This is a genomic window from Aureimonas phyllosphaerae, assembly GCF_900113065.1.
In the GTDB taxonomy this organism is placed as follows: Bacteria; Pseudomonadota; Alphaproteobacteria; order Rhizobiales; family Rhizobiaceae; genus Aureimonas; species Aureimonas phyllosphaerae.
In genome coordinates, this window is record NZ_FOOA01000021.1 from 24,217 (window position 1) to 48,644 (window position 24,428).

27 protein-coding genes are annotated in these 24,428 nt (G+C 69.9%); 11 read left to right on the forward strand and 16 right to left on the reverse strand.

The window, feature by feature from the left end:
• The first annotated feature begins 188 nt into the window (after positions 1–188).
• Genes BM175_RS18715 through BM175_RS18725 form a run of 3 tightly spaced genes read left to right on the forward strand, consistent with a single transcriptional unit; the run spans position 189 to position 2,215 of the window.
• Positions 189–857, forward strand: coding sequence for a L,D-transpeptidase (locus BM175_RS18715; protein ID WP_090965772.1), 669 nt, complete (start codon positions 189–191; stop codon positions 855–857).
• A 44-nt stretch (positions 858–901) separates the two neighbouring features.
• Positions 902–1,324 (forward strand): metallopeptidase family protein, encoded by a 423-nt coding sequence (locus BM175_RS18720; RefSeq protein WP_090965774.1) that lies wholly within the window; start codon positions 902–904, stop codon positions 1,322–1,324.
• 30 nt (positions 1,325–1,354) lie between these two features.
• Positions 1,355–2,215, forward strand: coding sequence for an MOSC domain-containing protein (locus BM175_RS18725; RefSeq protein WP_090965776.1), 861 nt, complete (start codon positions 1,355–1,357; stop codon positions 2,213–2,215).
• A gap of 73 nt (positions 2,216–2,288) precedes the next feature.
• On the opposite strand, the gene BM175_RS18730 is transcribed toward BM175_RS18725, so the two are convergent.
• From BM175_RS18730 to BM175_RS18790, 13 genes are all read right to left on the reverse strand, one after another.
• Positions 2,289–3,611 (reverse strand): PQQ-dependent sugar dehydrogenase, encoded by a 1,323-nt coding sequence (locus tag BM175_RS18730; protein WP_090965778.1) that lies wholly within the window; start codon positions 3,609–3,611, stop codon positions 2,289–2,291.
• A 147-nt stretch (positions 3,612–3,758) separates the two neighbouring features.
• A complete protein-coding gene (gene gndA / locus BM175_RS18735; protein WP_090965780.1) occupies positions 3,759–5,186 on the reverse strand; it encodes an NADP-dependent phosphogluconate dehydrogenase in 1,428 nt (475 codons plus the stop codon).
• A 93-nt stretch (positions 5,187–5,279) separates the two neighbouring features.
• On the reverse strand, positions 5,280–6,122 hold the full coding sequence (gene fghA, locus BM175_RS18740) for an S-formylglutathione hydrolase (RefSeq protein ID WP_090965781.1): 843 nt from the start codon (positions 6,120–6,122) through the stop codon (positions 5,280–5,282).
• Between the two features lie 21 nt (positions 6,123–6,143).
• Complete coding sequence (locus BM175_RS18745; protein ID WP_090965859.1) at positions 6,144–6,599, reverse strand: GNAT family N-acetyltransferase; 456 nt, start codon at positions 6,597–6,599, stop codon at positions 6,144–6,146.
• Positions 6,600–6,604: 5 nt separating this feature from the next.
• Positions 6,605–7,717 (reverse strand): S-(hydroxymethyl)glutathione dehydrogenase/class III alcohol dehydrogenase, encoded by a 1,113-nt coding sequence (locus tag BM175_RS18750; RefSeq protein ID WP_090965783.1) that lies wholly within the window; start codon positions 7,715–7,717, stop codon positions 6,605–6,607.
• Between the two features lie 77 nt (positions 7,718–7,794).
• Positions 7,795–8,679: a glucosamine kinase nucleotide-binding domain-containing protein gene (locus tag BM175_RS18755; RefSeq protein ID WP_090965785.1), complete on the reverse strand. Its 885-nt coding sequence runs from the start codon at positions 8,677–8,679 to the stop codon at positions 7,795–7,797.
• Positions 8,680–8,788: 109 nt separating this feature from the next.
• On the reverse strand, positions 8,789–10,054 hold the full coding sequence (locus tag BM175_RS18760; protein ID WP_090965787.1) for a c-type cytochrome: 1,266 nt from the start codon (positions 10,052–10,054) through the stop codon (positions 8,789–8,791).
• Positions 10,051–10,698 carry a cytochrome c oxidase assembly protein gene (locus BM175_RS18765; RefSeq protein WP_090965789.1) on the reverse strand — a complete coding sequence of 216 codons (648 nt, stop codon included), beginning with the start codon at positions 10,696–10,698 and terminating at the stop codon, positions 10,051–10,053. Before BM175_RS18765 ends, BM175_RS18760 begins: the two co-directional genes overlap by 4 nt.
• Entirely contained in the window at positions 10,695–11,075 is a 381-nt protein-coding gene (locus tag BM175_RS18770) for a hypothetical protein (protein ID WP_090965791.1), read from the reverse strand. The genes BM175_RS18765 and BM175_RS18770 overlap by 4 nt, the downstream gene beginning before the upstream one ends.
• Positions 11,075–13,615, reverse strand: a complete 2,541-nt coding sequence (ctaD, locus tag BM175_RS18775) for a cytochrome c oxidase subunit I (RefSeq protein WP_244546079.1) — start codon at positions 13,613–13,615, stop codon at positions 11,075–11,077. Before ctaD ends, BM175_RS18770 begins: the two co-directional genes overlap by 1 nt.
• Positions 13,616–13,638: 23 nt before the next feature.
• On the reverse strand, positions 13,639–14,592 hold the full coding sequence (locus BM175_RS18780; protein ID WP_244546077.1) for a cytochrome c oxidase subunit II: 954 nt from the start codon (positions 14,590–14,592) through the stop codon (positions 13,639–13,641).
• Positions 14,593–14,876: 284 nt separating this feature from the next.
• Positions 14,877–15,062 (reverse strand): ribosome modulation factor, encoded by a 186-nt coding sequence (locus tag BM175_RS18785; protein ID WP_090965796.1) that lies wholly within the window; start codon positions 15,060–15,062, stop codon positions 14,877–14,879.
• A gap of 78 nt (positions 15,063–15,140) precedes the next feature.
• The gene (locus BM175_RS18790) at positions 15,141–15,410 is read right to left on the reverse strand and encodes a hypothetical protein (protein ID WP_090965798.1); all 270 of its coding nucleotides are present in this window, start codon (positions 15,408–15,410) and stop codon (positions 15,141–15,143) included.
• Between the two features lie 185 nt (positions 15,411–15,595).
• Between BM175_RS18790 and BM175_RS18795 the strand changes: the two genes are divergently transcribed.
• Genes BM175_RS18795 through BM175_RS18805 form a run of 3 tightly spaced genes read left to right on the forward strand, consistent with a single transcriptional unit; the run spans position 15,596 to position 18,497 of the window.
• The gene (locus BM175_RS18795) at positions 15,596–16,417 is read left to right on the forward strand and encodes a (Fe-S)-binding protein (RefSeq protein ID WP_090965800.1); all 822 of its coding nucleotides are present in this window, start codon (positions 15,596–15,598) and stop codon (positions 16,415–16,417) included.
• The gene (locus BM175_RS18800) at positions 16,414–17,859 is read left to right on the forward strand and encodes a LutB/LldF family L-lactate oxidation iron-sulfur protein (RefSeq protein ID WP_090965802.1); all 1,446 of its coding nucleotides are present in this window, start codon (positions 16,414–16,416) and stop codon (positions 17,857–17,859) included. Before BM175_RS18795 ends, BM175_RS18800 begins: the two co-directional genes overlap by 4 nt.
• Positions 17,856–18,497: a LutC/YkgG family protein gene (locus BM175_RS18805; RefSeq protein WP_090965804.1), complete on the forward strand. Its 642-nt coding sequence runs from the start codon at positions 17,856–17,858 to the stop codon at positions 18,495–18,497. Before BM175_RS18800 ends, BM175_RS18805 begins: the two co-directional genes overlap by 4 nt.
• Before the next feature lie 19 nt (positions 18,498–18,516).
• On the opposite strand, the gene BM175_RS18810 is transcribed toward BM175_RS18805, so the two are convergent.
• Positions 18,517–18,903 (reverse strand): response regulator, encoded by a 387-nt coding sequence (locus BM175_RS18810; RefSeq protein ID WP_175526919.1) that lies wholly within the window; start codon positions 18,901–18,903, stop codon positions 18,517–18,519.
• Between the two features lie 98 nt (positions 18,904–19,001).
• Here BM175_RS18810 and BM175_RS18815 point away from each other — a divergent pair, with 98 nt between their 5' ends.
• From BM175_RS18815 to BM175_RS18825, 3 genes are read left to right on the forward strand one after another with little or no spacing between them, the layout of a single operon-like run.
• Positions 19,002–20,630: a histidine kinase famiy protein gene (locus BM175_RS18815; protein WP_090965808.1), complete on the forward strand. Its 1,629-nt coding sequence runs from the start codon at positions 19,002–19,004 to the stop codon at positions 20,628–20,630.
• A 52-nt stretch (positions 20,631–20,682) separates the two neighbouring features.
• Positions 20,683–22,077, forward strand: coding sequence for an anthranilate synthase component I family protein (locus BM175_RS18820; RefSeq protein WP_090965810.1), 1,395 nt, complete (start codon positions 20,683–20,685; stop codon positions 22,075–22,077).
• Positions 22,074–22,673 (forward strand): anthranilate synthase component II, encoded by a 600-nt coding sequence (locus tag BM175_RS18825; protein WP_090965812.1) that lies wholly within the window; start codon positions 22,074–22,076, stop codon positions 22,671–22,673. The genes BM175_RS18820 and BM175_RS18825 overlap by 4 nt, the downstream gene beginning before the upstream one ends.
• On the opposite strand, the gene BM175_RS18830 is transcribed toward BM175_RS18825, so the two are convergent.
• A complete protein-coding gene (locus BM175_RS18830) occupies positions 22,658–22,897 on the reverse strand; it encodes a hypothetical protein (protein WP_090965814.1) in 240 nt (79 codons plus the stop codon). The genes BM175_RS18825 and BM175_RS18830 overlap by 16 nt on opposite strands.
• A gap of 152 nt (positions 22,898–23,049) precedes the next feature.
• Here BM175_RS18830 and BM175_RS18835 point away from each other — a divergent pair, with 152 nt between their 5' ends.
• Together BM175_RS18835 and BM175_RS18840 are read left to right on the forward strand one after the other, a co-directional pair.
• Entirely contained in the window at positions 23,050–23,247 is a 198-nt protein-coding gene (locus BM175_RS18835) for a hypothetical protein (protein WP_210284105.1), read from the forward strand.
• A 28-nt stretch (positions 23,248–23,275) separates the two neighbouring features.
• Complete coding sequence (locus BM175_RS18840; protein ID WP_090965816.1) at positions 23,276–23,533, forward strand: hypothetical protein; 258 nt, start codon at positions 23,276–23,278, stop codon at positions 23,531–23,533.
• A gap of 40 nt (positions 23,534–23,573) precedes the next feature.
• Here BM175_RS18840 and BM175_RS18845 read toward each other — a convergent pair whose 3' ends face one another.
• On the reverse strand, positions 23,574–24,365 hold the full coding sequence (locus tag BM175_RS18845) for an endonuclease III domain-containing protein (RefSeq protein WP_090965818.1): 792 nt from the start codon (positions 24,363–24,365) through the stop codon (positions 23,574–23,576).
• Between the last annotated feature and the right edge of the window lie 63 nt (positions 24,366–24,428).

The window sequence follows — 24,428 nt, forward strand, 5'->3', positions numbered from 1 at the left end:
GACGGCGGCCAAGATTATTTTCCTGTTGATAGGGAACGAATTCCGGTGGACGACGGCGGCCGCCTCTTGGGCCCGGCGTCACACTGTCACGATCGCGTCAGGACCAGCGATGCGGCGTTGCGGTGTGGCGTGACCGACAGGCAGGAGGAGCTCTCCACCCGTTGTCACCAATCCGAAGACGCCCGCCCATGCCCCTGACCCGTCGATCCCTCCTTGCCGGCGCGCCGCTGTTTCTGGCCGGCTGCGTGTCAGGACGCCTCGGCGACGTGGCGCCCGCTGCGCCCAGACGTGTCGTCGATCCCTACTATCTTGCCATGTACGCGCCGGTGACAGGCGAGCCCTTCCCGGTTCCCGCTCCCGACCTGACGAAGATCGACCCGCGCTTCTACCGGCAGGAGGTCGCCTACCGGAGCGGCGAAATCCCCGGGACGCTGATCGTCGATACGCCCGCGCGCTTCCTCTACCTTCAGATGGAGGGCGACCGGGCGCTGCGTTACGGGATTGGCGTCGGCAAGGCGGGTCTTGCCTTCGAGGGCGAGGCGCGGGTCCAGTACAAGCGCGCCTGGCCGCGCTGGCGCCCGACCGACGCGATGATGGCGCGCGAGCCCGCCCGCTACGGCCACCTCGGCGCGGGCATGGAGCCGGGGCCTACCAACCCGCTCGGCGCGCGGGCGCTCTACCTCTTCCGGGGCGGCGAGGACACGCTCTACCGCATCCACGGCACCAACGAGGACTGGTCGATCGGCCAGTCCGTCTCGTCGGGCTGCATACGGCTTCTCAACCAGGATGTGATCGACCTCCATCGCCGCGTCCTCGACGGCACCAAGGTCGTGGTGCTCCAGGGCGCGATGGCTTAAGACGCGGGGGGCTACGGATGGGAACCGCCAGGGAGGAGAGCCGCATGGGCCAAAGGGACCAGACCGGCGACTGGGCGCGAAGGCTGTCGCCGAGCCTCGAGGAGATCGAGGCGCTGGCGATCGAGGCCTATGCCGCACTGCCGTCGGAATTCCGCGCCCTGTCGGGCGAGATCCGCTTCCACGTCGCCGACTTTCCCGAGGACGAGGTGGTGGAGGAGATGGGCCTCGAAAGCCCCTTCGACATTCTCGGCCTCTTCGAGGGCCGCGCCGTCGGCGCGCTCGGCACGCCCCAGACCGGCGAGATGCCCAACCGCATCCTCCTGTACCGCCGCCCAATCCTCGACTATTGGGCGGAGCATGAGGAAAGCCTCGGCACGCTGGTCGCCCATGTTCTGATCCACGAGATCGGGCACCATTTCGGCCTGTCGGACGACGACATGGAAGCACTGGAAGCGGCGACCGACTAGGAGCGGCTTCCGGAAGAGGAGGAACGACCGATGCAGGTCTCGACGCTCGCCATCCATCCGGTCAAGGGCGGGCGCGCCCGCCATCCCGCCAGCGTGCGGCTCGAGCCGATGGGGCTCCGGGGCGACCGGCGCTGGATGCTGGTCGATGCCACGGGGCGCTTCCTGTCGCAGCGCGAGAATCCACCGCTCGCGCTCCTCGACGCCGAGCCCGACGCGGACGGGCTGCACCTGTCGTTTCCCGGCATCAAGGGGTCGGACGGTGGCGAGCGCTTCGTGGCGACGCCGGACGGCGAGGAGCGCATGGCGGTCACCGTCTGGAGCGACACGGTGGACGCCGCCGCCGCCGGCGCGGACACGGATGCCGCTCTGTCGCGCTGGCTTGGCCTCCCCGTGCGGCTCGCGCATTTCGACGCGCGCTCGCAGCGCACCGTCTCGCGCGACTGGACCGCCGAGGATCATCCGGTCGGCTTTGCCGACGGCTTCCCGCTGCTGGTCGCCACCACGGCCTCGCTGCGCGATCTCAACCGGCGGATCGTCTCCACCGGCGGCGAGGCCGTACCGATGAGCCGCTTCCGGCCCAACATCGTGATCGACGGCACGGATCCCTTCGCCGAAGACGGCTGGGCCCGGATCGCGGTCGGCGACATGGTGATCGACCTCGTGAAGCCCTGCGCGCGCTGCGCGGTGACGACCGTCGATCAGGACGAGGGCCGGCGCACGGGCAAGGAGCCGCTCGCCGCGCTCGGGCGCTTCCGTCGCTCCGGCGTCCAGCGGGCGCCCGGCGTCCTGTTCGGCTGGAACGCCGTGGCACAGGGCGTCGGCACGGTTCGCGTCGGCGACCCGGTGCGCATCCTGGAGACACGCGAGGGCGGCTGGCCCCTCGCGCTCTGACCGCCGCGAAACGACAAGGCCCGGAACCGGCTGTCCGGTCCCGGGCCATCGTCTCATCTCTCCCTTGTGGAGATCAGGCCTTCGTCAGCCGCACGATCGTCGAGCCGCCGCCGCCCCGCGTCTCGGTCACCGCATAGACCGCCCCGTCCGGACCGACTTTGACGTCGCGGATGCGCGCCTCGAGCGGCACGCGCGCCTCGGTCGCCACCCGACCTTCGCCGTTCATGGACAGCACCACGAGGCCCTGCGTCACCAGACCGCCGACCAGGAAAGCGTTCTCCCACTCGGGGAACTCGGAGCCCTGATAGAGCGCCATGCCGGACGGGCCGATGACCGGATCCCAGTAGTAGGCCGGCTGTTCCATGCCGTCCTTGGCAGTGATGCCCTCGTTCACCTCGGCGCCGCCGTACTCGATGCCGTAGGTGATCACCGGCCAGCCGTAGTTCTTGCCGGCTTCCGGCGCGTTCAGCTCGTCGCCGCCGCGCGGCCCGTGCTCGATCGTCCAGAGACGGCCGTCGGCGTCGAGCGCAGCGGACTGGATGTTGCGGTGACCGTAGCTCCAGATCGCGTCCTGCGCATTGTCCTGGTTGACGAACGGGTTGTCGGCCGGGATCGAACCGTCGGCATTGATCCGGAAGACCTTACCGAGACCCGAATTCAGGTCCTGCGCCTGATCCCGGATCGGGTCGTCGGACCGCTCGCCGACGCCGAGGAAGATCTTGCCCTCGCCATCGAAGACGATGCGCGAGCCGAAGTGCTTGTTGCCCTCGTAGCTCGGCATCTGCTGGAAGATGACCTTGACGTCGTCGAGCTTGGCCGAGCCGTCCGCCGTCGTCAGCTTCGCGCTGGCGAGCGCGGTGCCGTTGCCCTCCGCTCCGCGCGGCTCGGAGAAGGTGAAGTAGATCATGCCGTCCGAGGCGAAGTTTGGCCCGAGCGCCACGTCGAGGAGGCCGCCCTGCTCGCGCGAATCGACTTCGGGCACGCCGGACACCTCGATCGGCTCGCCCTCCTGCCCCATCGCGGGCAGGATCATCAGCTTGCCTTCCTTGGCGGTGACGAGCATGCGCCCGTCCGGCATGAACTCCAGCGCCCAGAGGTTGGGCAGGCCTTCGGCCACCGTCTCGGTGGTCACCTCGGGCTGTTCGGTCGGCTGGGGCGCGCGGGTCTGGCCGGCAAAGGCCGGCTGCTGATCGGGAGCGTTGGCCGCTTCCGTCTCGATCGGCTGGCCGGCGGCCGCCCCTTGCGTCGAGGAGGCGGTGCCGGTGGCCGGCGCGTTGCCGTCCACGTGCGGCAGGCGTTCGCCCTGGCTGTTGGTGTCCTGCGCCAGGGCGCCGGTGGCAAGCAGGGTGCCGGCCAGAAGAAGGCCGAGGCCACCGGATCGAAGGGTCAGTCGCATCGTCGCGTTCCTCGTCGTCGGATGAGATCGAAGACCGGGTCGGTCTTCCCATGGACGGCGAACTAATCGGGTGCGACGAGCGGACAACGCCGCTCCCGTTTAGTTGACGAAACGTGAGCGGCGTTGCAAGGGCGGGTCTCGGCGTTCCTACGCCTGCGGCCACTTGTGGTGGAAGGTCCCCTCGCGATTGAGGCGATGGAAGGTGTGGGCGCCGAAGAGGTCGCGCTGGCCCTGCGTGAGGTTCGTGGTGCCGCGCGCCCGGCGGTAGTCGTCGAAATAGGCGAGGGCTGCCGAGAGCGCCGGCACCGGGATGCCGGCGAGCGAGGCCTTGGCGACGACGCGCCGCAGCGCCTCTTGGGCCCCCTCGATGCGGCTCGTGAAGCTCGGCGCGAGCAGGAGGTTGACGACGTCGCCCGCCTCGTAGGCCCGCGTGATGTCGTCGAGAAAGCGCGAGCGGATGATGCAGCCGGCGCGCCAGATGCGCGCGATCTCGCCAAGCGGCAGGTTCCAGCCGAACTCCTTCGAGGCCTCAGTGAGCGTCGCATAGCCCTGCGCATAGGCGATGATCTTGGCGGCGACGAGCGCGGCCTCGAGTTCCGCCAGCCCCTCGTGATCGGCGTGGAACTCGGCGCGTGCGGTCTTCACGCCGCCGAAGATGCGCGCGGCCTCCGCCCGCTCGGCGCGGCGGGACGAGATGCCGCGTGCCGAGACCGCCGCTTCCAGCGTCGTCGCGCCGACGCCGAGCTTCTGCGCCTCGATCACCGACCAGCGCCCGGTGCCCTTCTGGCCCGCCTCGTCGACGATCTGGTCGACGAGGGCCCCGCCGGTCTCGGGGTCGCGCTCGGCCAGCACCAGCGACGAGATCTCGATGAGGTAGGACTGGAGATCGCGCGTGTTCCAGTCGGCGAAGATGTCGGCCATCTCCTGCGGCCGGAGCCCGACCGCATCGCGCAGGATGCCGTAGACTTCGGCGATCATCTGCATGTCGGCATATTCGATGCCGTTGTGGATCGTCTTGACGAAATGGCCGGCGCCGTCGGGGCCGAGCCAGTCGACGCAGGGCGAGCCGTCGAACTTGGCGGCGATCGGCTCGAGAAGCGGCTTCAGACGCTGCCACACCGCCTGGTCGCCGCCGACCATGATCGAGGGGCCGTTGCGCGCGCCGACCTCGCCGCCCGACACGCCCATGCCGACGAAATGGACGCCGGTCGGCTTGACCGCCTTCTCGCGGCGCACCGTGTCGTTGAAGTCGGCGTTGCCGGCGTCGATCAGGATGTCGCCGGGAGCGAGATGCGGCAGGACGAGCGCCATCTGGTCGTCCACCGGCTTGCCGGCATTGACCATCAGCACCACGACGCGCGGGCTTTTGAGCGTCGAGACGAAGTGCTCGATCGAATCGGTCGGAACGAGTCGCTCGGCCAGCTCGGGGTTGTCGTCGCGCACTCCGTAGGTTTTCTCGGTCGTCCGGTTGCCGAGGGCGACGGTGAAGCCGCCATTGTCGGCGAAGTTGAGCGCCAAGCTCGCGCCCATCGTGCCCATGCCCAAGACGCCGAGATCCGCCTGATTGCCGCTCATCCGATTCGCCCTCCACGTGCCTGTTCGTGCCACGGGTTTAACGGATGACGGGCGGGCGTTCCATCGAAACGGTTGAAACGCCCGCCAACGCGCTTAGCGCTTCAGGCGTTCGGCGTGCCAGGCGATGTGGTCGTCCATGAAGGTCGAGATGAAGTTGTAGGAGTGGTCGTAGCCCTCGCGCATGTTGAGCGTGAGGCGGATGCCCGCCTTGTCGCAGGCCTCCTTCAGGAGCTGCGGGCGGAGGCCGTCGTCGAGATACGGGTCCACTGTCCCCTGATCGACCAGGAACTCCGGGAAGCGATGCCCGTCCTCGATCAGGAGCGTCGCATCGTAGGGCCGCCACGTCGCGCGGTCGCGGCCGAGATACTTCTCGAAGGCCGGGCGCGACCAGTCGGCCGTCGACGGCTGGACGATCGGCGCAAAGGCGGAGGCGCTCTTGTAGGCGTCCGGGTTGCGCAGCGCGGCAATGAGCGCCCCGTGCCCGCCCATGGAATGGCCGAAGATGCCCTGCCGGTTCATGTCCGCCGGAAAATGCGTCGCGACGTAACCCGGCAGCTCGTCGGTGACATAGGAATACATCCGGTAGTTGGCGGCATAGGGGGCCTGCGTCGCGTCGACATAGAAGCCGGCGCCCGAGCCGAACTGCCAGTTGTCCGCCTCGTCCGGCACGCCGGGCCCGCGCGGGCTGGTGTCGGAGAGGACGATCATCACGCCGTGCTCGGCTGCCGCGCGGCGGAATTCGCCCTTGTCCATCGCGTTCTGGTGCGTGCAGGTCAGACCCGACAGGTACCAGAGGACCGGCACCTTGCCGTCCCGCGCCTGCGGCGGGGTGAACACGGCGAAGGTCATCGGCGTGTCGGTGGTGCGGGACTGGTGGCGGTACACCCCTTGCGTGCCACCATGGGCCTTCGCTTCCGAGATCACGTCGAGGGGCATGAGCAGTCCTTTCGGTTGGTCTTACGCCGCCGGCGCGCGACGCATGTCGAGATGGGGGATGCCGTCTTCCAGATAGGCATCCGAGATGGTGACGAACCCATGACGCGCATAGAAGGTTTCCAGATGCGCCTGCGCCGACAGGTCGATCGCGGCCTCCGGCCAGCGCTCCGCGCAGAGCCGGAGCGCTTCAACCATCATCCTGTGGCCGAGGCCGCTGCCGCGGAAGCCGGCTGCGGTCGCGATTCGCCCGATCCGGGCCCGTCCCTCACCGTCCGGCGCGAAGACGCGCAGGACACCGGCGAGGTCGTCGCCCGACAGCGCCCGCAGGTGCAGCGCCTCGCCGTCGCAGCCGTCGATCTCGGCGAAGGCGCAGGCCTGCTCCACCACGAAGACGTCCTGCCGCAGCTTCAGGAGATCGTGGACCTGTACGCCCGTAAGATCGCGGAGCTCCGACCAGTGCCAGCGCGTCTCTGCGATCACGCTCAGTAGACGACGACCGAGCGGATCGACTTGCCCTCGTGCATGAGGTCGAAGGCGGTGTTGATCTCGTCGAGCGGCATCGTGTGGGTGATGAGGTCGTCGATGTTGATCTTGCCGTCCATGTACCAGTCGACGATCTTCGGCACGTCGGTCCGGCCGCGCGCGCCGCCGAACGCCGTGCCGCGCCAGACGCGGCCGGTGACGAGCTGGAACGGGCGGGTCGAGATTTCCTTGCCGGCTTCCGCCACGCCGATGATGATCGATTCGCCCCAGCCGCGATGGCAGCATTCCAGCGCCTGGCGCATGACGTCGGTGTTGCCGGTCGCGTCGAACGAGAAGTCGGCGCCGCCGCCGGTGAGGTCGAGGATCGCCTGGACCACCTTGTCGTTGCCGACCTCGCGCGGGTTGACGAAGTCGGTCATGCCGAACTTCTTCGCCATCTCGACCTTGCCGGGATTGATGTCGACGCCGATGATCTTGTCGGCGCCGACCATGCGCGCGCCCTGGATCACGTTGAGGCCGATGCCGCCTAAGCCGAACACCACGACGTTGGCGCCGGGCCAGACCTTGGCGGTGTAGATCACGGCGCCGATGCCCGTCGTCACGCCGCAGCCGATGTAGCAGATCTTGTCGAAGGGGGCGTCCTCGCGAACCTTGGCCACCGCGATCTCCGGCAGGACGGTGAAGTTCGAGAAGGTCGAGCAGCCCATGTAGTGGAAGACGGTCGTCTCGTCGCAGCGGAAGCGCGAGGAGCCGTCGGGCATGACGCCCTGGCCTTGCGTCGAGCGGATTGCGGTGCAGAGGTTGGTGCGCTGCGACAGGCAGCTCTTACAGTTGCGGCATTCCGGCGTGTAGAGCGGGATGACGTGGTCGCCGGGCTTCACCGACGTGACGCCCGCGCCCACCTCGCGCACGATGCCCGCGCCCTCGTGGCCGAGGATCGCCGGGAACTTGCCTTCGGAATCGAGGCCCGACAGCGTGTATGCGTCGGTGTGGCAGACGCCCGTCGCCATGATCTCGACCAGCACCTCGCCGGCTTGAGGCCCCCGGATGTCGACCGTCTCGATCGTGAGCGGCTTGCCTGCTTCCCAGGCGACGGCGGCGCGTGACTTCATCGGGTCCAGTCCTTGCTGTCGGGCGATTCGGATCGGGCCTGACTATAGGCCGAGGGGGGAGCGGCGCCAGTCTTCGTTCAGCGATCCCCGGCGCCGGGCGGCTCGAGGCCGGCGAGGATCAGCGCGCCGTCGAGCGGATCGCCGAGCGGCTCGTCCAGCGTCTCGGCAAGGCCCTCGGGCAGATAGGGGATCAGTGGAGCCCCGAGCCCGCCGGTCAGCGCCACGCGCTCGCAGCCGGCATCGCGCAGCGTGTCAGCGAGATCGCCGATCGCCTGGGCGGCCGCGCGCAGGATCACGTCGGCCGCGCGGTCGCCGTTTGCTGCCGCCTCGACGACGAGCGGGGCCAGCGCCGCGTAGTCGCTCGCCGAGGCGCCGTCGCACCAGCGCGTCAGCGCGTGCGCCTCGCCGCCGAAGCGCTGCAGAAGGGCGTCGGCGAGGTCGGAGCCCGACAGGCGACCGTCGACCGCCCGGAACGCCGCTTCCACCGCCGCCAGCCCGATGCGGGCGCCCGAGCCCTCGTCGGAGCCGGGAAAGCCGTAGCCGCCGAACCGCAGGAGGCGCCCTTCGAGAAGGCCGAAGCCGATCGACCCGGTGCCCGCCACGACGATGCCGCCGTCCTCGCCGCCGTGGGCCCCGAGGCAGGCGATCGCGCCGTCACCGGAAAAAACGAGGCTGGCGAAGGGATGCGGCCGCGCGGCGAAGGTGTCGGCGACGCCGATCCGTTCGATCCCGGCGACGCCGGCCCCGACATGGAGGCGGGCGAAGTCGAAGGGCCCGAGACCGGCCGCGCGCCACGCCTCGCGGGCCGCGGTCAGCATCGCCTCGAAGCTCGCCTCGACGCCGAGCCGCGCCTGCCCCGGTCCGGCATGCCCCTCGCCGAAGACGAGGCCGGACGCATCCACCAGCCGCGCGCGGCAGGCGGTGCCGCCGGCGTCGAGGCCGAGGAACAGGGGACCCGTCACGTGGCGGCGTCCGTCGGGCGGTCGTCCATCGGGTCCCGGTCCTTCTCCCGCGAATCGGTCGGACCTTCTTCATGCCGGAAAGGGCGCGCCTTCGGAAGCGCCCGCCCCGTCAGTCGCCGCGCCGCGAGTACCAGAGCGCCAGTGCGTCGATCTGCTCCTCGGTGAGGTTGATCGCGATCGTCTCCATGATGTGGGCGAGCGGCGTGCCGCCGCGATGGCGGTCCTTCCACATCTGGAGATGGGTCGCGGTGTACCATTCCGGCAGGCCGTCGAGGCGCGGATAGAGCGGGTTGGTGGCAGCCGCATGGGCGCCGTGGCAGGTCTGGCAGGCGGCGAGCTTCTGGCGCGGCAGGCCCTCTTCGGCGATCCGGCGGCCAAGCTCCATCAGGCCGCTCGTCGAGACGGGGTAGCCGTGGGCGGCTGACGGATCGACCGCCGCCTCCGGGCCCGTCGGCACCGGCTCGTCCGCGGGCGCGTCCGGCCCGATCGAGCCGCGCGGCAGGCGCACGGCGCCCTCGTAGCCGATCGCGACGCCCGCCGGGGGCCCGAGCGGCCCCGCCGGTGCCGGGATCGGCGCCTGCGCGGCATAGTGGGCAGCCAGGCGTCGCAGCGTCGCCTCGTCGTGGATACCGGCGGCGGGCGTCATGATGCCGCTCTGGCGCGTGCCGGACGAGAAGGCCTGGAGCGTGCGGAAGAGATACTCCTCCGACTGGCCGCCGATCGGCGGGAAGCTGCCCGCGGGACCGACGCCACGCCCGTCCTCGCCATGGCAGCGGGCGCAGTCGGCGAGCGCCGTGTCGTCCGCCTGCCCCAGCGCCTGGAGGCCGGGGCGACCCGGCTCGGCGCTCGGCCGTCCATAGGCGAACTCGCGGTAGCGCTCAGGCGTCATGTCGGGCAGCGCGCGCAGGAAGGCGACCAGCGCCCAGACCTCGTCGGGGCGGTCCTGCGTCGACCAGGACGGCATGCCGGAATACTTGATGCCGTGCCGGCCGATCCAGAACAGTTCGCGGTCGCGCCATTCGCCGACCTGGTTCTCAAGACGTGGCACGGGCGGCATCATCGCGCGCGCGACCGGTGTCTGGAGTTCGCCCGGCGCACCGTGGCAAGGCGCGCAGCCGCTGGCGAAGTGGCCGGCGACGCGCTGCACGAGGAGCGGGTCCTCGAGCGACACGTCGTCGGGCTTGGAGATCGGCAGCGACTGTGTGTCGACGGCGCGCTGCAGCGTCCAGTGCAGGAACCACTCGACGGGCGCGAAATGGCCGGTATTGGCGGCGACCGACACGAGGCCCGAGCCGCCGACGAGAAGGGCGGCCCCGACCGCCGCAAAGGGCGCGGCCACGAGGTGCCAGGGGCGGATCGTCAGCGTCCACTTCATGCCGGCACCTGCGCGTCGCGCTTTTCGTTGAGGAGACGGGCGAGCAGCGACAGGCCGCCCACGAGATAGGCCGAGCCGCCGACGATCAGCATCAGGACGCCGCCGAGCTGCTGGTCCTCGAGCGGCGTCAGGATGCTGAGCGGCGAGCAGAGATCGCCGCAGGCATAGAGCGGGCGGGGCGCGAAGAGGAGAAGAGCGCCGAGAAGGGTCATGTGCATCGAGGTCATCAGGAGGGCGGCGACTCCGGCCGCCCGGGCCCCGCGCGCGCCCTCGGCCGTGCCGAAGGCGGCAGTCCAGACGAGGAGGCCCGCCGTCAGGAATGAGGCCTGCTCGATCACGAGCACCCATGTCTCGCGGCGCGCCGCGTCGTGCAGTGCCGGGGCGTGCCAGGACCAGACCAGCACGAACTCGGCGAGGGCGGCGAGGATCGCAAAGCGCGGCGAGATGCGCGCGCCGAGCGCCGGCACCGAGCGCGTCAGCCCGAAGGCGAGGATGGGGGCCGCGACGGCGACGAGGCCCATGTGGAGGATCATGTGCGCGGCGAACGAGGTCTCGGCACGCCCGACCAACGGTCCCGCCCAAAGGAACAGGAGAAGCGCGAGGCCGGCCGCGAGCGGCCCGTGGCGGCTGAGGGCGGGGCTCACCGGCAGTCCGCCACGAGCAGCGCCGGCAGCGCGGTGAAGATGATGGCGAGGAACGACAGGCCCGAGAGGAGCACGGAGGCCAGTTCCATCTGCCGTTCGCGGTCGTCGTCGGTCGGCTTGTCGTGCGGCGGCTTGCCGCCCGCCTGCTTCCACTCGCGCCAGGCCCGGATCCCGGCGAACCAGCAGAAGACGAGGCTGGCGAAGGTCGCCACCGCGATCGCCGCGCGCACGCCGCCGATCGGCTCGAAGATATTGGTGTTGGGCGCGCAGACCACCGCGGCCGCGATGTAGCAGAACAGGAAATGCAGCGCCCACACCGTGGGCGTCGCGATCATGGTGATGAGACTGTCGCGCGTGCCGCGTCGCAGACCGAGCATCAGACGCCTCCACCGGCGACAAGCGGGAAGTAGGCGATGGTGGCCACCGTCACGAGGCCGGTCGCCATGGCGAAGTGCCAGTAGAGCGTCACGTTTGACAGGTCGATGTCGTAGCGCGGCGTGAGGAAGCCCCGGAACGAGCGGGCGAGGCAGTAGCCGACCATCAGCGTTCCGACGAAGGCGTGGATCGCGGTCCAGATGGCGAGGATCCAGACGGTCGCGGGATAGACGTGGGCGGTCGGCTGGAGCCCTGTCGCATGCGGCCCCCAGAGAAGCGCTGCACCCGCGCCGAGCGAGGCGAGGAACGAGAGCCCGAGGAGCGCGCGGGCGCCCATGACGCCGCCGCCCTTCAGGACGCGGTGCGAGACGAGGCAGGCGCCCCAGGCGAGCGCGAAGAGCGCCAGCGAGACGGTCGGCCACAGGACGCCGGGGCCTTGCGTCCCGGCCGGCGGGAAGTCGGCATGGACGGTGAAGAAGAAATAGTAGCCGAAGCACAGCGACAGGAAGGCCGTCGCGTCGCCCAGCATGGTGATGAACATCGCCCACCACGACACCGAATGCGGCCCCGACACGTAGATCGGGAGTTCCAGTCCGAGGCCGACGTATTTCGTCTCCTTCTCCGGGACGACGGCCGTCGCCTTCCAGAGCCAGAACAGGATCACCGCGATCGCGATGACGAGCGCCGCGATCGTCACCGTCCAGAGGTGGAAGGTCGCGGCGATGAAGCAGGAGCCGAGGAAGATCGCCGCCCACATCGGCACGAACGAGGGTCCCGGCACGCGCAGGCACTGGATCGGCTCGGCATCGAGGACGCTGGTCACCAGCGTCTCGCGCTTTCCCTCCTCGGCGTCCGGCAGGTAGAAGCGCCCCTTGTCCATGTCGTCGACGAAGCCCGGCTGATCCCAGAGGGGATAGCGCGACTTGACGATCGGCACCGAGCGCACGCCCCAGGGCTGGTCCGGGATCTCGCCCGACCACTCGATGGTGCCGGCGTTCCAGGGGTTGCGGTCGGCGTAGGGGTCCTTGCGTGGCCGCAGCATGTCGGCGACGACGACGAGGAAGCCGGCGGCGAAGACGAAGGCGCCGACGGTGGAGATGAGGTTCGGGATCTCGAGCCCCAGCGCCGCGGGGTAGGTGTAGACCCGTCGCGGCATGCCGATCATGCCGGAATAGTGCATCGGGAAGAACGCGACGTTGAAGCCGATGAACATCAGCCAGAACGCGATCTTGCCCGCCTTGTCGTGGAGCTTCCGCGAGGAGACGATCGGCCAGTAATAGTAGATGCCGGCGACGATCGGAAAGAGGACACCTCCGAGGATCACGTAGTGGAGGTGGGCCACCACGAAGTAGGTGTCGTGCACCTGCCAGTCGAAAGGCGCCAGCGCCACCATGACGCCGGTGAGGCCGCCGAGCACGAAGATGCCGAGCGCGCCCGACACGAAGAGCATCGGCACGGAATAGATGACGTTGCCGGCAAGGCAGGTGGCGAGGAACACGAAGATCTGGACGCCCGTGGGGATCGCGACGGCCTCGGACGCCGCCGAGAAGAAACCGAGCGAGATCGCCGGAAGGCCCGTCGTGAACATGTGGTGGACCCAGAGCCCGAAGCTCAGGAAGCCGGTGCCGACCGCCGCCAGCACGATCCAGGAATAGCCGAGCAGCGGGCGCCGCGCGAAGGTCGGGATGATCATCGCCAGCAGCGCGATCGCCGGCAGGAAGATGATGTAGACCTCCGGATGGCCGAAGATCCAGAACAGATGCTGCCACAGCATCGGGTCGCCGCCGCGCGTCGGGTCGAAGAAGGGCCAGTCGAACAGGCGCTCCATTTCGAACAGGATGTCGCCGGCGATCAGCGGCGGGAAGGCGAAGAGGATCATCGCCGCGACGACCAGGACGTACCAGGCGTAGAGCGGCATGAGGTTGAGGCGCATGCCCGGCGGGCGGCACTTCAGCGCGCCGACGATGAGCTCCACCGCTGCCGCGATCGAGGCGACCTCGATGAAGGACAGGCCGAGCAGCCAGATGTCGGCGCCGTAGCCCGGCGTGAAACGCGCCTGCGTGGTCAGCGGCGGATACATGAACCAGCCGGAATTGGGCGCCTGTCCGAAGAAGATCGAGCCGCACACGAAGATGCCGCCGATCAGGAAGCACCAGTAGCCGAAGGCTGACAGGCGCGGGAACGGCAGGTCGCGCGCGCCCAGCATCTGCGGCAGGAGGATCACCGCCACCGCCTCGAAGATCGGGACGGCGAAGAGGAACATCATCACCGTGCCGTGCAGCGTGTACACCTGGTTGTACATCGTCGCCGACAGGAAGTCGTTTTCGGGCACCGCCAGCTGCACGCGGATCATCAGGCCGAGGACGCCCGCGAACAGCATGAAGGCGAAGGAGGTGACCGTGTACCAGACGCCGACCGTCGTGTTGTTGACGTCGGACCAGTAGCGCCAGCCGGGCGGGGTGTCCCAGACCTTGATCAGGCGCTCCTGCTGCCCCTTGCGGACGGCCTCGTCCTCCTGATCCGGGTCTCCCGGACGACGCATGGCGTTGAGTTCGACGGCCGCGCTCATTTCAGAGTCTCCAGCCATTCGGCCATGGAACGGGTCTCGGCCTGCGGCAGCGTCGCGAACGACGGCATCTGGACGCCCGGCTTCTCGTGTTCGGTGAGCGCGATGAAGCGCTGGATGTTGTCGACGCTCATCGGCAGGATGCCGGCGCCCAGTGTTTCACGTGAAGCCAGATGCGTGAGGTCGGGGCCGACGAGGCCCACCGAGCCCGTGCCGCGCACCTGATGGCAGGCGCCGCAGCCGTTCGCCTCGAAGGCGGTGCGGCCGGGATGATCGAGGACGGCGGCGGGCGCCCGCTCGGCCTCGACGCGCGCGGCGAAGTCGGCCTCCGAGACGACCTTCACCACGAAGCGCATCTGCGCGTGCGCGTCGCCGCAGAACTCGGCGCAGATGCCGTGGAACGTACCGGTGCGGGTCGGATCGAGGACGATGCGCGTGATGCGGCCGGGGATCGTGTCGACCTTGCCGGCGATGTTGGGCACCCAGAAGGAATGGATGACGTCGGGGCTCGACAGCAGGATCTCGGTGCGCTTGCCGACCGGGATCCAGAGTTCGTTGGCCGAAGGCACGCCCTTGCCCGACAGGAACTTGGCGACGCCCGGCGTGTCGGGCGCCTCGTAGTGCACCCGCCACCAGAAGCGCTCGCCCGAGACCGCGATGCGCGGCCCATCAGCGGGCGCGCGAAAGCCCGGCATCATCTGGAGGCCGAAGACGAGAAGCGCGGTGAGGACGACCACGGGAAAGGCGACGCCGCCCCAAAGGATCAACTTGGTGCCGGTCCGCTCGCTATGCGCCTTGGGATGCGCTTTCGTCGCATAGACCGACAGGCCCATGACGAAGAGCCAGATCAGGACGGCGCCGCCCAGCATCCACCAGAAGAGGTGAAGGACCTCGGCGGATTCGGTGCCCGCCGGATCGAAGGTCGACTGCGGGCCGCGACAGGCGGCAAGCACGAGGGCGGCCCCTGCAAAGGCAACCGATCGGGCGATCCACGCAGATTGGGTGTGCAAGCGTTTCAGGTCGGCCCCCATGCTCGGACCGACGAGGCGCCCCCGCGCCGCGATCCCCCTCGACGGTCGACATGCTCAAGGAGCCGTCGCCCGTCTCTTCGGAACCTATGGCGCGCGACACATCCGGCCAGTGCACAGCTGGCGGCTTCAGGCAGAATGCCGCAAGGCCGACGGATCGCTCCGCCAGCCTCACGAGGACGTGATGAGATAAGGGGTCGTGCGAGCCGTCAGTGGCGCGTTTCGCCCTCGTGACCGGCGTCGTGGGAATGGTCCGCCGGGCGTGCGTTCAGCCCCTGCGACCAACCCTCCATCCATTCGTTGCGCAGTGTCGAGCCGGCCGGATATTCGCAGGCCGACTTCGGCACGTTGTTCTGGAAGGCAAGCTTGCCCTGCTGAAATGCATCGGTTGCCATGGGAAACGGCTCCTCTCCGGTTGCAGTGAAGCAAAACGGACAGAACGCCGCAGCGTTCCCGAGCCGTGCGACAGATCGTCAGATCCGGAGGCCGGTGCCAAGCCCCATCGAGGCGAGGATCAGCGCCGCATCGGGCTCCGCCTCGCCGACCGGAATGCCCAGCCCGTCGCGCACCGCCATCACCGCGATCTCGGCGTCCACCGTGTCGGGCACGTCGAAGATGCGGATGCCGACCTCGCCGAGGTCGTCCTCCTGACGGCAGCGGCGGGCATGGGCGCGCGCGTCCACCACCGAGCGGAAGGCCTGAAACTTGCGGACGTCCTCGTAGTCCATGCGCACAACGAACATTTCTTGGGCCTCCGTTGCTGTTGAGGAAAAGTTAAGCATGGGTTGCGCCGATCGCCAAGCGAAACTCTCATGACACCTATGGGCATCCCCGCGCATGGTGTACGGGGCGCTTGAGAAGCGGCTTGCAACGCCGGGCGGCCGGCCCCACAACCGAAGTGGATCGCCTGGGAGGACTGGCCGAGGACATGACCGCGCAGACCCATCCGACGCCGGGGCGCCTGCCCGCCGGCCAAGCGCCGCGCGTCGCGCTCTTCGTGACCTGCCTCGTCAACGTGATGCGCCCGGCCGTCGCCGAGGCGACGCGCGAGCTGCTGCTCGCGGCCGGCGCCCGCGTCGAGGTGCCCCTCGACCAGACCTGCTGCGGCCAGCCCGCCTTCAACTCCGGCGACGAGGCGGATGGCCAGGCAATGGCCCGCCGCCAGATCGAGGCGCTGGACGGCTACGACTACGTCGTCGCCCCGTCCGGCTCCTGCATCGGCACGATCCGCCACACCTATCCCGAGACCTTCGCGGGCGATGCAGTCTGGGGCCCGCGCGCCGAGCGGCTGGCTGCGCGCGCCTTCGAGATCACGAGCTTCCTCGTCGACGTCCTCGGCTTCCATCCCGAGCCGACCCGTCCGGCCGACGCGCGCGCGACCTATCACGACACCTGCTCGGGCCTGCGCGAACTCGGCGTCCACGACCAGCCGCGCCGGCTCTTGGGAAGCGTTCCGGGACTGGAAATGGTGCCGCTGCCCGATGCCAACGTGTGCTGCGGCTTCGGCGGCACGTTCTGCGTGAAATATCCGGCGATCTCCAACGCCGTGGTCGACGAGAAGGCGCGCGCGATCGAGGGCACCGGGGCCGACATCCTCCTCGGCGGCGATCTCGGCTGCCTCATGAACATGGCCGGGCGCCTCGGCCGGCGTGGCTCGAGCGTCCGGGCCTTCCACACGGTGGAGGCGCTGACCGGACGGCTCGCGACGCCGGCGATCGGCGAGGCGCCCGGCCGGGAGACGAAACGATGAGCGCCACCAGCCAGCGGGCCGAGCTCGATTTTCACGCCCGCACCCGCGAGGCGCTCGCCGACGACTGGCTGAAGGTCGCGATCGACCGCACCACGGGCACCGCCCGCACCAAGCGCGCGGCGATCGTCGGCCAGTGGCCGGACTTCGCGGTGGCGCGCGAGCGCGGTCGCCAGATCAAGGACCACGTCGTCGCCAACCTCGGCCACTACCTCGCCGAGTTCGAGCGGAACGCGACCGCGAACGGGGCGGTCGTCCACTACGCGGCAACCTCGGACGAGGCCTGCCGCATCGTCGTCGATCTCTGCCGCAAGGCGGGGGCGAAAAGTGCGACGCGTTCCAAATCCATGCTCGGCGAGGAGATCGGCCTGCCGCACGCGCTGGAGGCGGCCGGCATCAGCCGGGTCGAGACGGATCTCGCCGAGCATATCGTCCAGCTCGCGGGCGAGCGGCCGAGCCACATCATCTGGCCGGCCATGCACAAGACGCGCGAGCAAATCTCCGAACTCTTCAAGGCGTCCCACGCCGAGCCGCACCGCGAGGAAACGCCGGAAGCCATGGCCGCCTCCGCCAGGCGGCACCTGCGCCGGCGCTTCCTCGCCGCCGAGGTCGGCATCTCCGGCGCCAATTTCCTCGTCGCCGACACGGGCTCGGTCTGCACCGTGACCAACGAGGGCAACGCGGAGATGACGACGACGCCGCCACGCGTCCACATCGTGACGGCCGGCATCGAGAAGCTGGTGCCCTCGATGGGTCATGCGGCGATGATGCTGCGGCTGCTCGTACGCTCGGCGACGGGGGCGGCGCTCACGCAGTACACGACCTTCCACACCGGGCCGAAGCGGGCGGGCGATCTCGACGGGCCGGAGGAGATGCACATCGTCCTCGTCGACAACGGGCGCACGAGGATGCTCGCCGACCACGCGCTGCGCGACATGCTCCGCTGCATCCGCTGCGGCGCCTGCATGAACCATTGCCCGGTCTTCAACCAGATCGGCGGCCACGCCTATGGCGGCACCTATCCCGGCCCGATGGGCGCGGTGCTCACCCCGGTCTTCGACGGGCTGACGGAGAAGACCCGCGATCTTGCCCACGCCTGCACCCTGAACGGACGCTGCCGCGAGGTCTGCCCGGTCGATATTCCGCTGCCGACGCTCATCAAGGGCTGGCGCGAGCGGAGCTGGCGCGAGGGACTGGAGCCGCGCTCGATGCGCTATGGATTGAGCCTCTTCACCCTCGCCGCCACCCGCCCGCGCCTCTATCGCCTCAGCACGGCGATGGCTGGCCGGGTGCTGCGCTTGATAGGCGGCCGGCGCGGCGCGATCGCGAAGCTTCCGGGTCTTGCCGGCGCCTGGACGCTCCACCGCGACATGCCGGCGCCCCCTCCGGGGCCGACCTTCCTAGAGCGGGAGGCCGCGCGGCAGAAGCGCGAGGGCGGACGGTGAGTGCGCGCGATGCGATCTTCAGCGCGATCGGGCGAGCCCTGGGCCAGCCGGCGGACCCCGCCGCCATCCGGGCCGAGGCCGACGCACTGCTGTCAGAGCCCGAGCGCGTGCGCCCGCGTCTGCCGGAAGGCGATCTCGTCACCCTGTTCGAGGCGGCCGTGAAGCGCCTGCCGCCGGGTGCATCCTCCGAGCGCCTCGCAAGCCTCGGCGACGTGCCGGCGGCCTGCGCGCGGCGCCTCGCCGCGCTTGGCATTGCGCCCACGCTGAAAATCCAGCCGCTGCCCGATCTCGAGCGCCTCGACTGGCCGGCGGCCGGCCTTGCCGCCTCCGTCGAGGTCGACGATCGCGTGTCCGTATCGTTGGTGGAGAGGGGAATCGCCGAGACGGCGAGCCTCGTCCTGCGCTCGGGGCCGGAAATGGCGATCCTCGATGCCTTCCTGCCGCTGCATCACATCGCGGTGCTGCGCGCGGGCGACATCGTCGCCTATCTCGAGGATGCGGTGGCCGGGGCGGATCTCGCCCGCTCGCGCAACCTCGTCGTCGTCACCGGCCCGAGCGGCACCACCGACATCGAGGGCAGCCTCGTGATCGGCGTCCACGGACCGGCCACGCTGCACATCCTTCTGGTCGAGGACTAAGGATGCCCGGCGCGGCCACTCAGGCCGCGAGGCTCCCGATCGCCTCGGCGAGGTCGCGGGCTGAATAGGGCTTGCGCAGGACCCCGGTGCGCGGCCCCTCGAGCGCCGCCGCCGACAGGTCGTCGACATTGCCGGTCGCAAACAGAAGCCCGAGATCGGGCTGCAGCGCGCGCAGCGCCTGCGCCAGATCGTCGCCGCGCATGTCTGGCAGCGACAGGTCGAGCACCGCCACGTGGCAGGTCCCGTCGCGGCCAAGGGCACGCAAGGCCTCGCCACCGTTGGCAAATTCCGAGACGGAGTAGCCGGCGTCTTCGATCCACTCGGCGGTGAGCGCGCGGATCATCGGATCGTCCTCGACCAGCATGACCTTGCCCTGCTCCGACAGATTGTGTTCGAAAACGCTCATCACCGCCTTTCCCGTTCGCATCGCGCGAACATGTCTTGCTCGCAAGCCATATCAGACCGGACGGCTCCCGTCCCCCGTCTCGTCGTCACAGGGCCGCCATGACCAACCGTTTCGACAGCCCCCCGCCTTTCGACGGTCCTCGGCCGACGGTGCGCTCCAGCGCCGCGGGGCGGCTGGACAGCCATGACGACATCTTCTTTGCCGCCGTCGAGACGACGCGCATGCCGATGACGGTGACCGATCCCTACCAGCCCGACAACCCCATCGTCTTCGCAAACAACGCCTTCATCCAGATGACGGGCTACTCGCGCGAGGAGATCGTCGGCAACAACTGCCGCTTCCTGCAGGGGCCGGACACCGATCGCGCGACGATCGCCGAGGTGCGGGCTGCGATCGAAAGCCGCAGCGAGATGGCGACGGAGATCCTGAACTACCGCAAGGACGGCTCGACCTTCTGGAACGCGCTCTTCATCTCGCCGGTCTACGATCCCGACGGAAAGCTCGTCTATTTCTTCGGCTCGCAGCTCGACGTGTCGCGCCGGCGCGACGCCGAGGAAGGGCTGCGGCAGGCGCAGAAGATGGAGGCGCTCGGGCAGCTCACGGGCGGCATCGCGCACGACTTCAACAACCTCCTGCAGATCGTCACCGGCTATGTCGAGGTGATCGCGGCCCAGCTCGACCGGCCGGAGATCGACCGGGCCCGTACGGTGCGCGCGGTGGAGAACGTGCGCTCGGCCTCGGCCCGCGCCGTCACGCTGACGCAGCAGCTCCTGGCGTTCGCCCGCAAGCAGCGGCTGGAGGGGCGGCTCGTCAACCTCAATGGCCTCGTCAAGGGCATGAGCGACATCGCCGCGCGCACGCTCGGCGACCAGATCACGGTCGAGACCGATCTCGCGCCCGATCTCGTCACCTGCCGCATCGACCCGACGCAGGCCGAGGTCGCTCTCCTCAACATCCTGATCAACGCGCGCGACGCCATGTCGGCGTCCGCCGGGGGCACGGTGCGCATCCGCACGCGCAACCGGCAGGTCTCGATCGAGGACGCCGTCCATCTCGACGGCGTGGTGCCGGGCGCCTTCGTCTCGGTCTGCGTCGAGGACACGGGATCGGGCATGCCGCGCGAGGTGCTGGCCCGCGTCCTCGACCCGTTCTTCACCACCAAGGAGGAGGGCAAGGGCACGGGCCTCGGCCTCTCGATGGTCTACGGCTTCGCCAAGCAGTCCGGCGGCACGGTGCACATCACCTCGCGCGAGGGCGAGGGCACCACGGTCGAGCTCCTGTTTCCCGCGGCGGTCGGCGACGAGACGGTCTCGCCCCAGCGCGTGCGCATCACCGAGCGGCAGGGCCACGAGCGCATCCTCGTGGTGGACGACCGGGCCGAGGTCGCCGAACTCGCGCGCGACATGCTGGAGGACCAGGGCTACACGGTCACGGTCGAAACGACGCCGCTCGCCGCGCTCCGGCGCCTCGAAGCGGGCGAGCCCTTCGACATGCTGTTCTCCGACCTCGTGATGCCGGGCGGGATGAACGGCGTCGTGCTGGCGCGCGAGGCGCGGCGGCTGCGCCCGCGCATCCGCATCCTCCTCACCACCGGCTACGCGCAGGCGTCGCTGGAGCGCTCGGACGCCGGCGGCACCGAGTTCGACATCATCAACAAGCCCTATTCGCGCCACGACCTCACCCGCAAGGTGCGCGTCGTGCTCGACGGGCCGACCGGGGTCGGCTGAGGCCAACTTCGCCATACCGGTTTGCCGGGCGATGCTGTAGGAGCCTCGCTCCATGTGGCAGCGGACGATCGACATCCCCTCTCCCGCCGAGGCGGCGGCGCGGCTGCGCGGGCTCGGCGGCCTCGCATGGCTGGATTCGGCCCGCCTGCATCCGAGAAACGGCCGCTGGTCGATCCTGGCCGCGGCACCCTTCGCGCGCTTCGACGCCGACCTTTCCGGCACCTGGCTCGACGGCGCCCTTCTCGGCCTACCGCCGTTCGAAGCGCTCGATGCGCTGCTCCGGCGCTACCGGAGCGAGCGGGAGGCCGACGCCCCGCCCTTCGCCGGAGGTCTCGTCGGCACGATCGACTTCGAGGCCGGCCATCTCCTCGAAGACCTCCATCGGCCGGCGGGCTTCGATTCGCGGCGCCCACTCCTCGGCTTCGGCCTCTACGACACCGCCCTCGTTTTCGACCACGAGGATGGCACGGCCCGCCTCGTCTCCGCCGGCTTTTCACCGACGCTCGATGCGGCGGCCCCCTTTGCCGACCGGCAGCGGCGGGCCGGGGAACGGCTCGATCTCTTCGAGGCCGCGCTGGCCGCCCCCGCGCCCGCCCTCGGCGCCCTGCCCGCCACCGGGCCCCTCTGGCGTTCGAGCCGCGACGCTGCCGCCTATGCCGCCGATGTCGAGCGCGTGAAGGCGCTGATCCTCGACGGCGAGGTCTACCAGGCCAATCTGTCGCGCCGGCTCCGGGCCGTACTGCCTGAAGGCTTCGATCCGTTCGCCCTGTATCTGCGGCTGCGCGCCGTGAACCCCGCGCCCTACGCCGCCTTCCTCGAGGAGCCGCACCGCACGGTCGCCTCCGCTTCGCCCGAGCTCTTCCTGCGCCTTCGCGATGGCCATGTGGAGACGCGCCCGATTAAGGGCACGATCCGGCGCTCAGGCGACGAAGCGGCCGACCGGGCCGCCGCCGAGGCTCTTCTCGCCTCGCCGAAGGACCGGGCCGAGAACGTCATGATCGTCGATCTCCTGCGCAACGACCTGTCGCGCGTGTGCGAGCCGGATTCGGTCGACGTGCCCGAGCTTTGCGCGCTGGAGTCCTATGCCGGGCTGCACCACCTCGTGTCGGCCGTCACCGGGCGTCTCCGGCCGGGCCTCGGCGTCGGGGCGCTGATCGCCGCGGCCTTTCCCGGCGGCTCGATCACCGGCGCGCCGAAGATCCGCGCGACCGATATCGTGGCCACGATCGAAGGCGCGCCGCGCGGGCTCTATTGCGGCTCGGTCGCCGCACTCTCGTTCTGCGGCGCGGCGGACCTGTCGATCTCGATTCGCACGCTGGAGTTCGAGCCGGGCACCGTCTCGTTCGGCACCGGCGGCGGCGTGACGATCCTGTCCGACGGGCCGGCGGAATGGGCGGAGACCGAGACCAAGGCCGCGCGCATCCTCGCCGCGTTCGAGGCCCCATGATCCTCGTTCTCGACAACTACGACAGCTTCACCCACAACCTCGCGCGCTATCTCGAGCGGCACGGCGCGGCGGTCTCGGTGGTGCGCAGCGACCGGGTCGATCTCGCCGGCATCCGTGCGCTCGCGCCGCGCGCGCTCGTCCTGTCGCCCGGCCCCTGCGGCCCCGCGGAGGCGGGCATCTGCCTGGAGGCCGTCGGCGCGCTGTCGGGCCGGATCCCGATCCTCGGCGTGTGCCTCGGGCATCAGGTGATCGGCCTGCGGTTCGGCGGTCGCGTCGAGCGCGCCGAGGAGCCCATGCACGGGCGCGCCTCGCTGCTCGAGCACGACGGCGAGGACCTGTTCGAGGGTCTCGCCCGGCCGCTCGAGGCCGGGCGCTACCACTCGCTGATCGTGCGCGAAACGGAGGAGATGGCAGAGCACCTGAGGGTCACCGCCCGCTCGCCCGCCGGCGAGATCATGGCCCTGTCGCACCGTACCCATCCGACCTTCGGGATCCAGTTCCATCCCGAATCCGTGCTGACGCCGGACGGTGATCGGCTTCTCCGGCGGTTTCTCGATCGCTCCAGCGCCTGGTGGGACGATCAGGCCGGCAGCTGACGCCCGAGGCGACGGCCCGATGCCGTGAGGCGGAACCAGCACGTATCGCGCCATCCGATCGCCACCGACACGAGACCCAGCGCATGAAGCTCGAGGCAGCGGCGCAGCTCGTCGGTGGCGAGGTCCCCGGTGTGGAGGCCGACGCTGTCGCGCGCCGGGCCGTCGTCGAGCCGTCGCAGCATCTCGCCCTGACCCTCGGTGATCTCGCTCAGGCGTATCCTCATGGCGGCCTCCTGCCGGCGGTTGGGTGGGTGCCGGCATGCCAGCGTTCCCCGCGAGCCTTGCGCGAACGTGTGGCTGCATTGCGAACGCGTCGGGAACCCCGACCGGCCCGCTGGCGTCCTTCTCCCGAAGAGGTCAGCGGAGGACAGGCAGCATGAGCGGAGTGACACACGGTGCGCCCCCCCATTCCGGTCGCGCCGAGCCCGACACCCGTCAGGATCCGAAGGACGAGGCCAAGACGCCCGGCGCCGGCCCCCACGCCAAGCCGGAACTCACCAACCCCGATGCCACCCCCGGCGCGGGAAGCCTGCCGGACGATGGCGAGACCGGAGACGACGCCGGTGCCGGCTGACCGCGACAATCTCGAAGAAGGATGACCCATGTCGATGCAAGAGAACGACGCCGACCGCCCCAACCCGATCCTGCCCGCGCCGATCGGCGAGGACGGGCTCGTCCAGACCGGCGACGGGGCGCGACCCGGTGACACGCCACCCTTGCCGCCGATCGCCGAGGACAAGCGCACGCCGGGCGATCAGGAACGGCCGATGACGGAGGAAGAGGAACTCGACGAGGCGCTCGACGACACGTTCCCGGCCTCCGACCCGATCGCCCCCAGCCGGATCGACGGGCCGCTCTGACCGAACGATGACCGCCGGGCCCCATCGAGAGGCCCGGCGGTCAGTCCACCTGAAAGGCGCTCGGGCAGATGTCGGCGAGCGTGCAGCGGCCGCAGGCCGGGCGCCGGTGGTGGCAGACCTTCTGTCCGTGCAGCATCAACACCTCGTGGTTGTCGTAGAGGTCCTGCGCGCTCCAGTCGTCGGGCAGTTGCGCGCGCAGAACAGGGTGCGACGGGCCGACCGCGACCTCCGCGCCGATCAGTCCGAGCCGGATCGCGACCCGGTGGTGATGGCTGTCCACCGGCAGGGCCGGCATGCGCAGCGTCGAGAAGGAGAGGACCGCGGCGCTGGTCTTCGGCCCGACGCCCGGCAGCGCCTCCAGCCACGCCCGCGCCGCCTCGGGCGCCATCTCGGCGAGAAAGCCGAGATCGAGATTGCCCGTCCGCTCTCGGACGCCGGCCAGGATCGCCTGGATGCGTGGCGCCTTGAGCTCGGGCCAGCGCACCCCGTGGATCAGCGCCTCCACCTCTCCGGTCGGCGCGGCGATCACGTCGGCCCAGTCGGGAAACCGCTGCCGCAGCGCCTTGAAGGCGCGCCCCGAGTCGGCGTTGCGCGTCCGGTGCGACAGGAGCGAGGACACGAGTTCGCTTAAAGGATCGAGGTCGTGGAAGTAGCCGATCGGGCAGCCGTAGACGGCGCAGAGCCGGTCGTGGACGAGGCGCGCCTTGGCGACAAGCTCGGTCGGGGCCTCCCCCGCCGGAGCGGAGGACGCACGGCGGGGCGAGCGGCGCCTCTGCGGCGCGCCGCCGTCCGGGGTCGGGGTCGGGGTCGGGACGGTGGATTTCTGTTCCATTCGAAACGAATCCACCGCGATTCCGGGAGGTTCCCGGTTTTCGAGCCTGCGGCGATCGGCGCT

Bases quoted from the DNA above. Each gene is read 5' to 3' on its own strand.
- BM175_RS18820 (WP_090965810.1), top strand. From the start codon at position 20,683: ATGTGGCAGCGGACGATCGACATCCCCTCTCCCGCCGAGGCGGCGGCG.
- BM175_RS18830 (WP_090965814.1), bottom strand. From the start codon at position 22,897: ATGAGGATACGCCTGAGCGAGATCACCGAGGGTCAGGGCGAGATGCTG.
- BM175_RS18725 (WP_090965776.1), top strand. From the start codon at position 1,355: ATGCAGGTCTCGACGCTCGCCATCCATCCGGTCAAGGGCGGGCGCGCC.
- BM175_RS18760 (WP_090965787.1), bottom strand. From the start codon at position 10,054: ATGAAGTGGACGCTGACGATCCGCCCCTGGCACCTCGTGGCCGCGCCC.
- BM175_RS18770 (WP_090965791.1), bottom strand. From the start codon at position 11,075: ATGCTCGGTCTGCGACGCGGCACGCGCGACAGTCTCATCACCATGATC.
- fghA (WP_090965781.1), bottom strand. From the start codon at position 6,122: ATGCCCCTCGACGTGATCTCGGAAGCGAAGGCCCATGGTGGCACGCAA.
- BM175_RS18730 (WP_090965778.1), bottom strand. From the start codon at position 3,611: ATGCGACTGACCCTTCGATCCGGTGGCCTCGGCCTTCTTCTGGCCGGC.
- BM175_RS18720 (WP_090965774.1), top strand. From the start codon at position 902: ATGGGCCAAAGGGACCAGACCGGCGACTGGGCGCGAAGGCTGTCGCCG.
- BM175_RS18840 (WP_090965816.1), top strand. From the start codon at position 23,276: ATGTCGATGCAAGAGAACGACGCCGACCGCCCCAACCCGATCCTGCCC.
- BM175_RS18750 (WP_090965783.1), bottom strand. From the start codon at position 7,717: ATGAAGTCACGCGCCGCCGTCGCCTGGGAAGCAGGCAAGCCGCTCACG.
- BM175_RS18845 (WP_090965818.1), bottom strand. From the start codon at position 24,365: ATGGAACAGAAATCCACCGTCCCGACCCCGACCCCGACCCCGGACGGC.
- BM175_RS18815 (WP_090965808.1), top strand. From the start codon at position 19,002: ATGACCAACCGTTTCGACAGCCCCCCGCCTTTCGACGGTCCTCGGCCG.
- BM175_RS18790 (WP_090965798.1), bottom strand. From the start codon at position 15,410: ATGTTCGTTGTGCGCATGGACTACGAGGACGTCCGCAAGTTTCAGGCC.
- ctaD (WP_244546079.1), bottom strand. From the start codon at position 13,615: ATGCGTCGTCCGGGAGACCCGGATCAGGAGGACGAGGCCGTCCGCAAG.
- BM175_RS18825 (WP_090965812.1), top strand. From the start codon at position 22,074: ATGATCCTCGTTCTCGACAACTACGACAGCTTCACCCACAACCTCGCG.
- BM175_RS18715 (WP_090965772.1), top strand. From the start codon at position 189: ATGCCCCTGACCCGTCGATCCCTCCTTGCCGGCGCGCCGCTGTTTCTG.
- BM175_RS18810 (WP_175526919.1), bottom strand. From the start codon at position 18,903: ATGAGCGTTTTCGAACACAATCTGTCGGAGCAGGGCAAGGTCATGCTG.
- BM175_RS18835 (WP_210284105.1), top strand. From the start codon at position 23,050: ATGAGCGGAGTGACACACGGTGCGCCCCCCCATTCCGGTCGCGCCGAG.
- BM175_RS18800 (WP_090965802.1), top strand. From the start codon at position 16,414: ATGAGCGCCACCAGCCAGCGGGCCGAGCTCGATTTTCACGCCCGCACC.
- BM175_RS18785 (WP_090965796.1), bottom strand. From the start codon at position 15,062: ATGGCAACCGATGCATTTCAGCAGGGCAAGCTTGCCTTCCAGAACAAC.
- gndA (WP_090965780.1), bottom strand. From the start codon at position 5,186: ATGAGCGGCAATCAGGCGGATCTCGGCGTCTTGGGCATGGGCACGATG.
- BM175_RS18795 (WP_090965800.1), top strand. From the start codon at position 15,596: ATGACCGCGCAGACCCATCCGACGCCGGGGCGCCTGCCCGCCGGCCAA.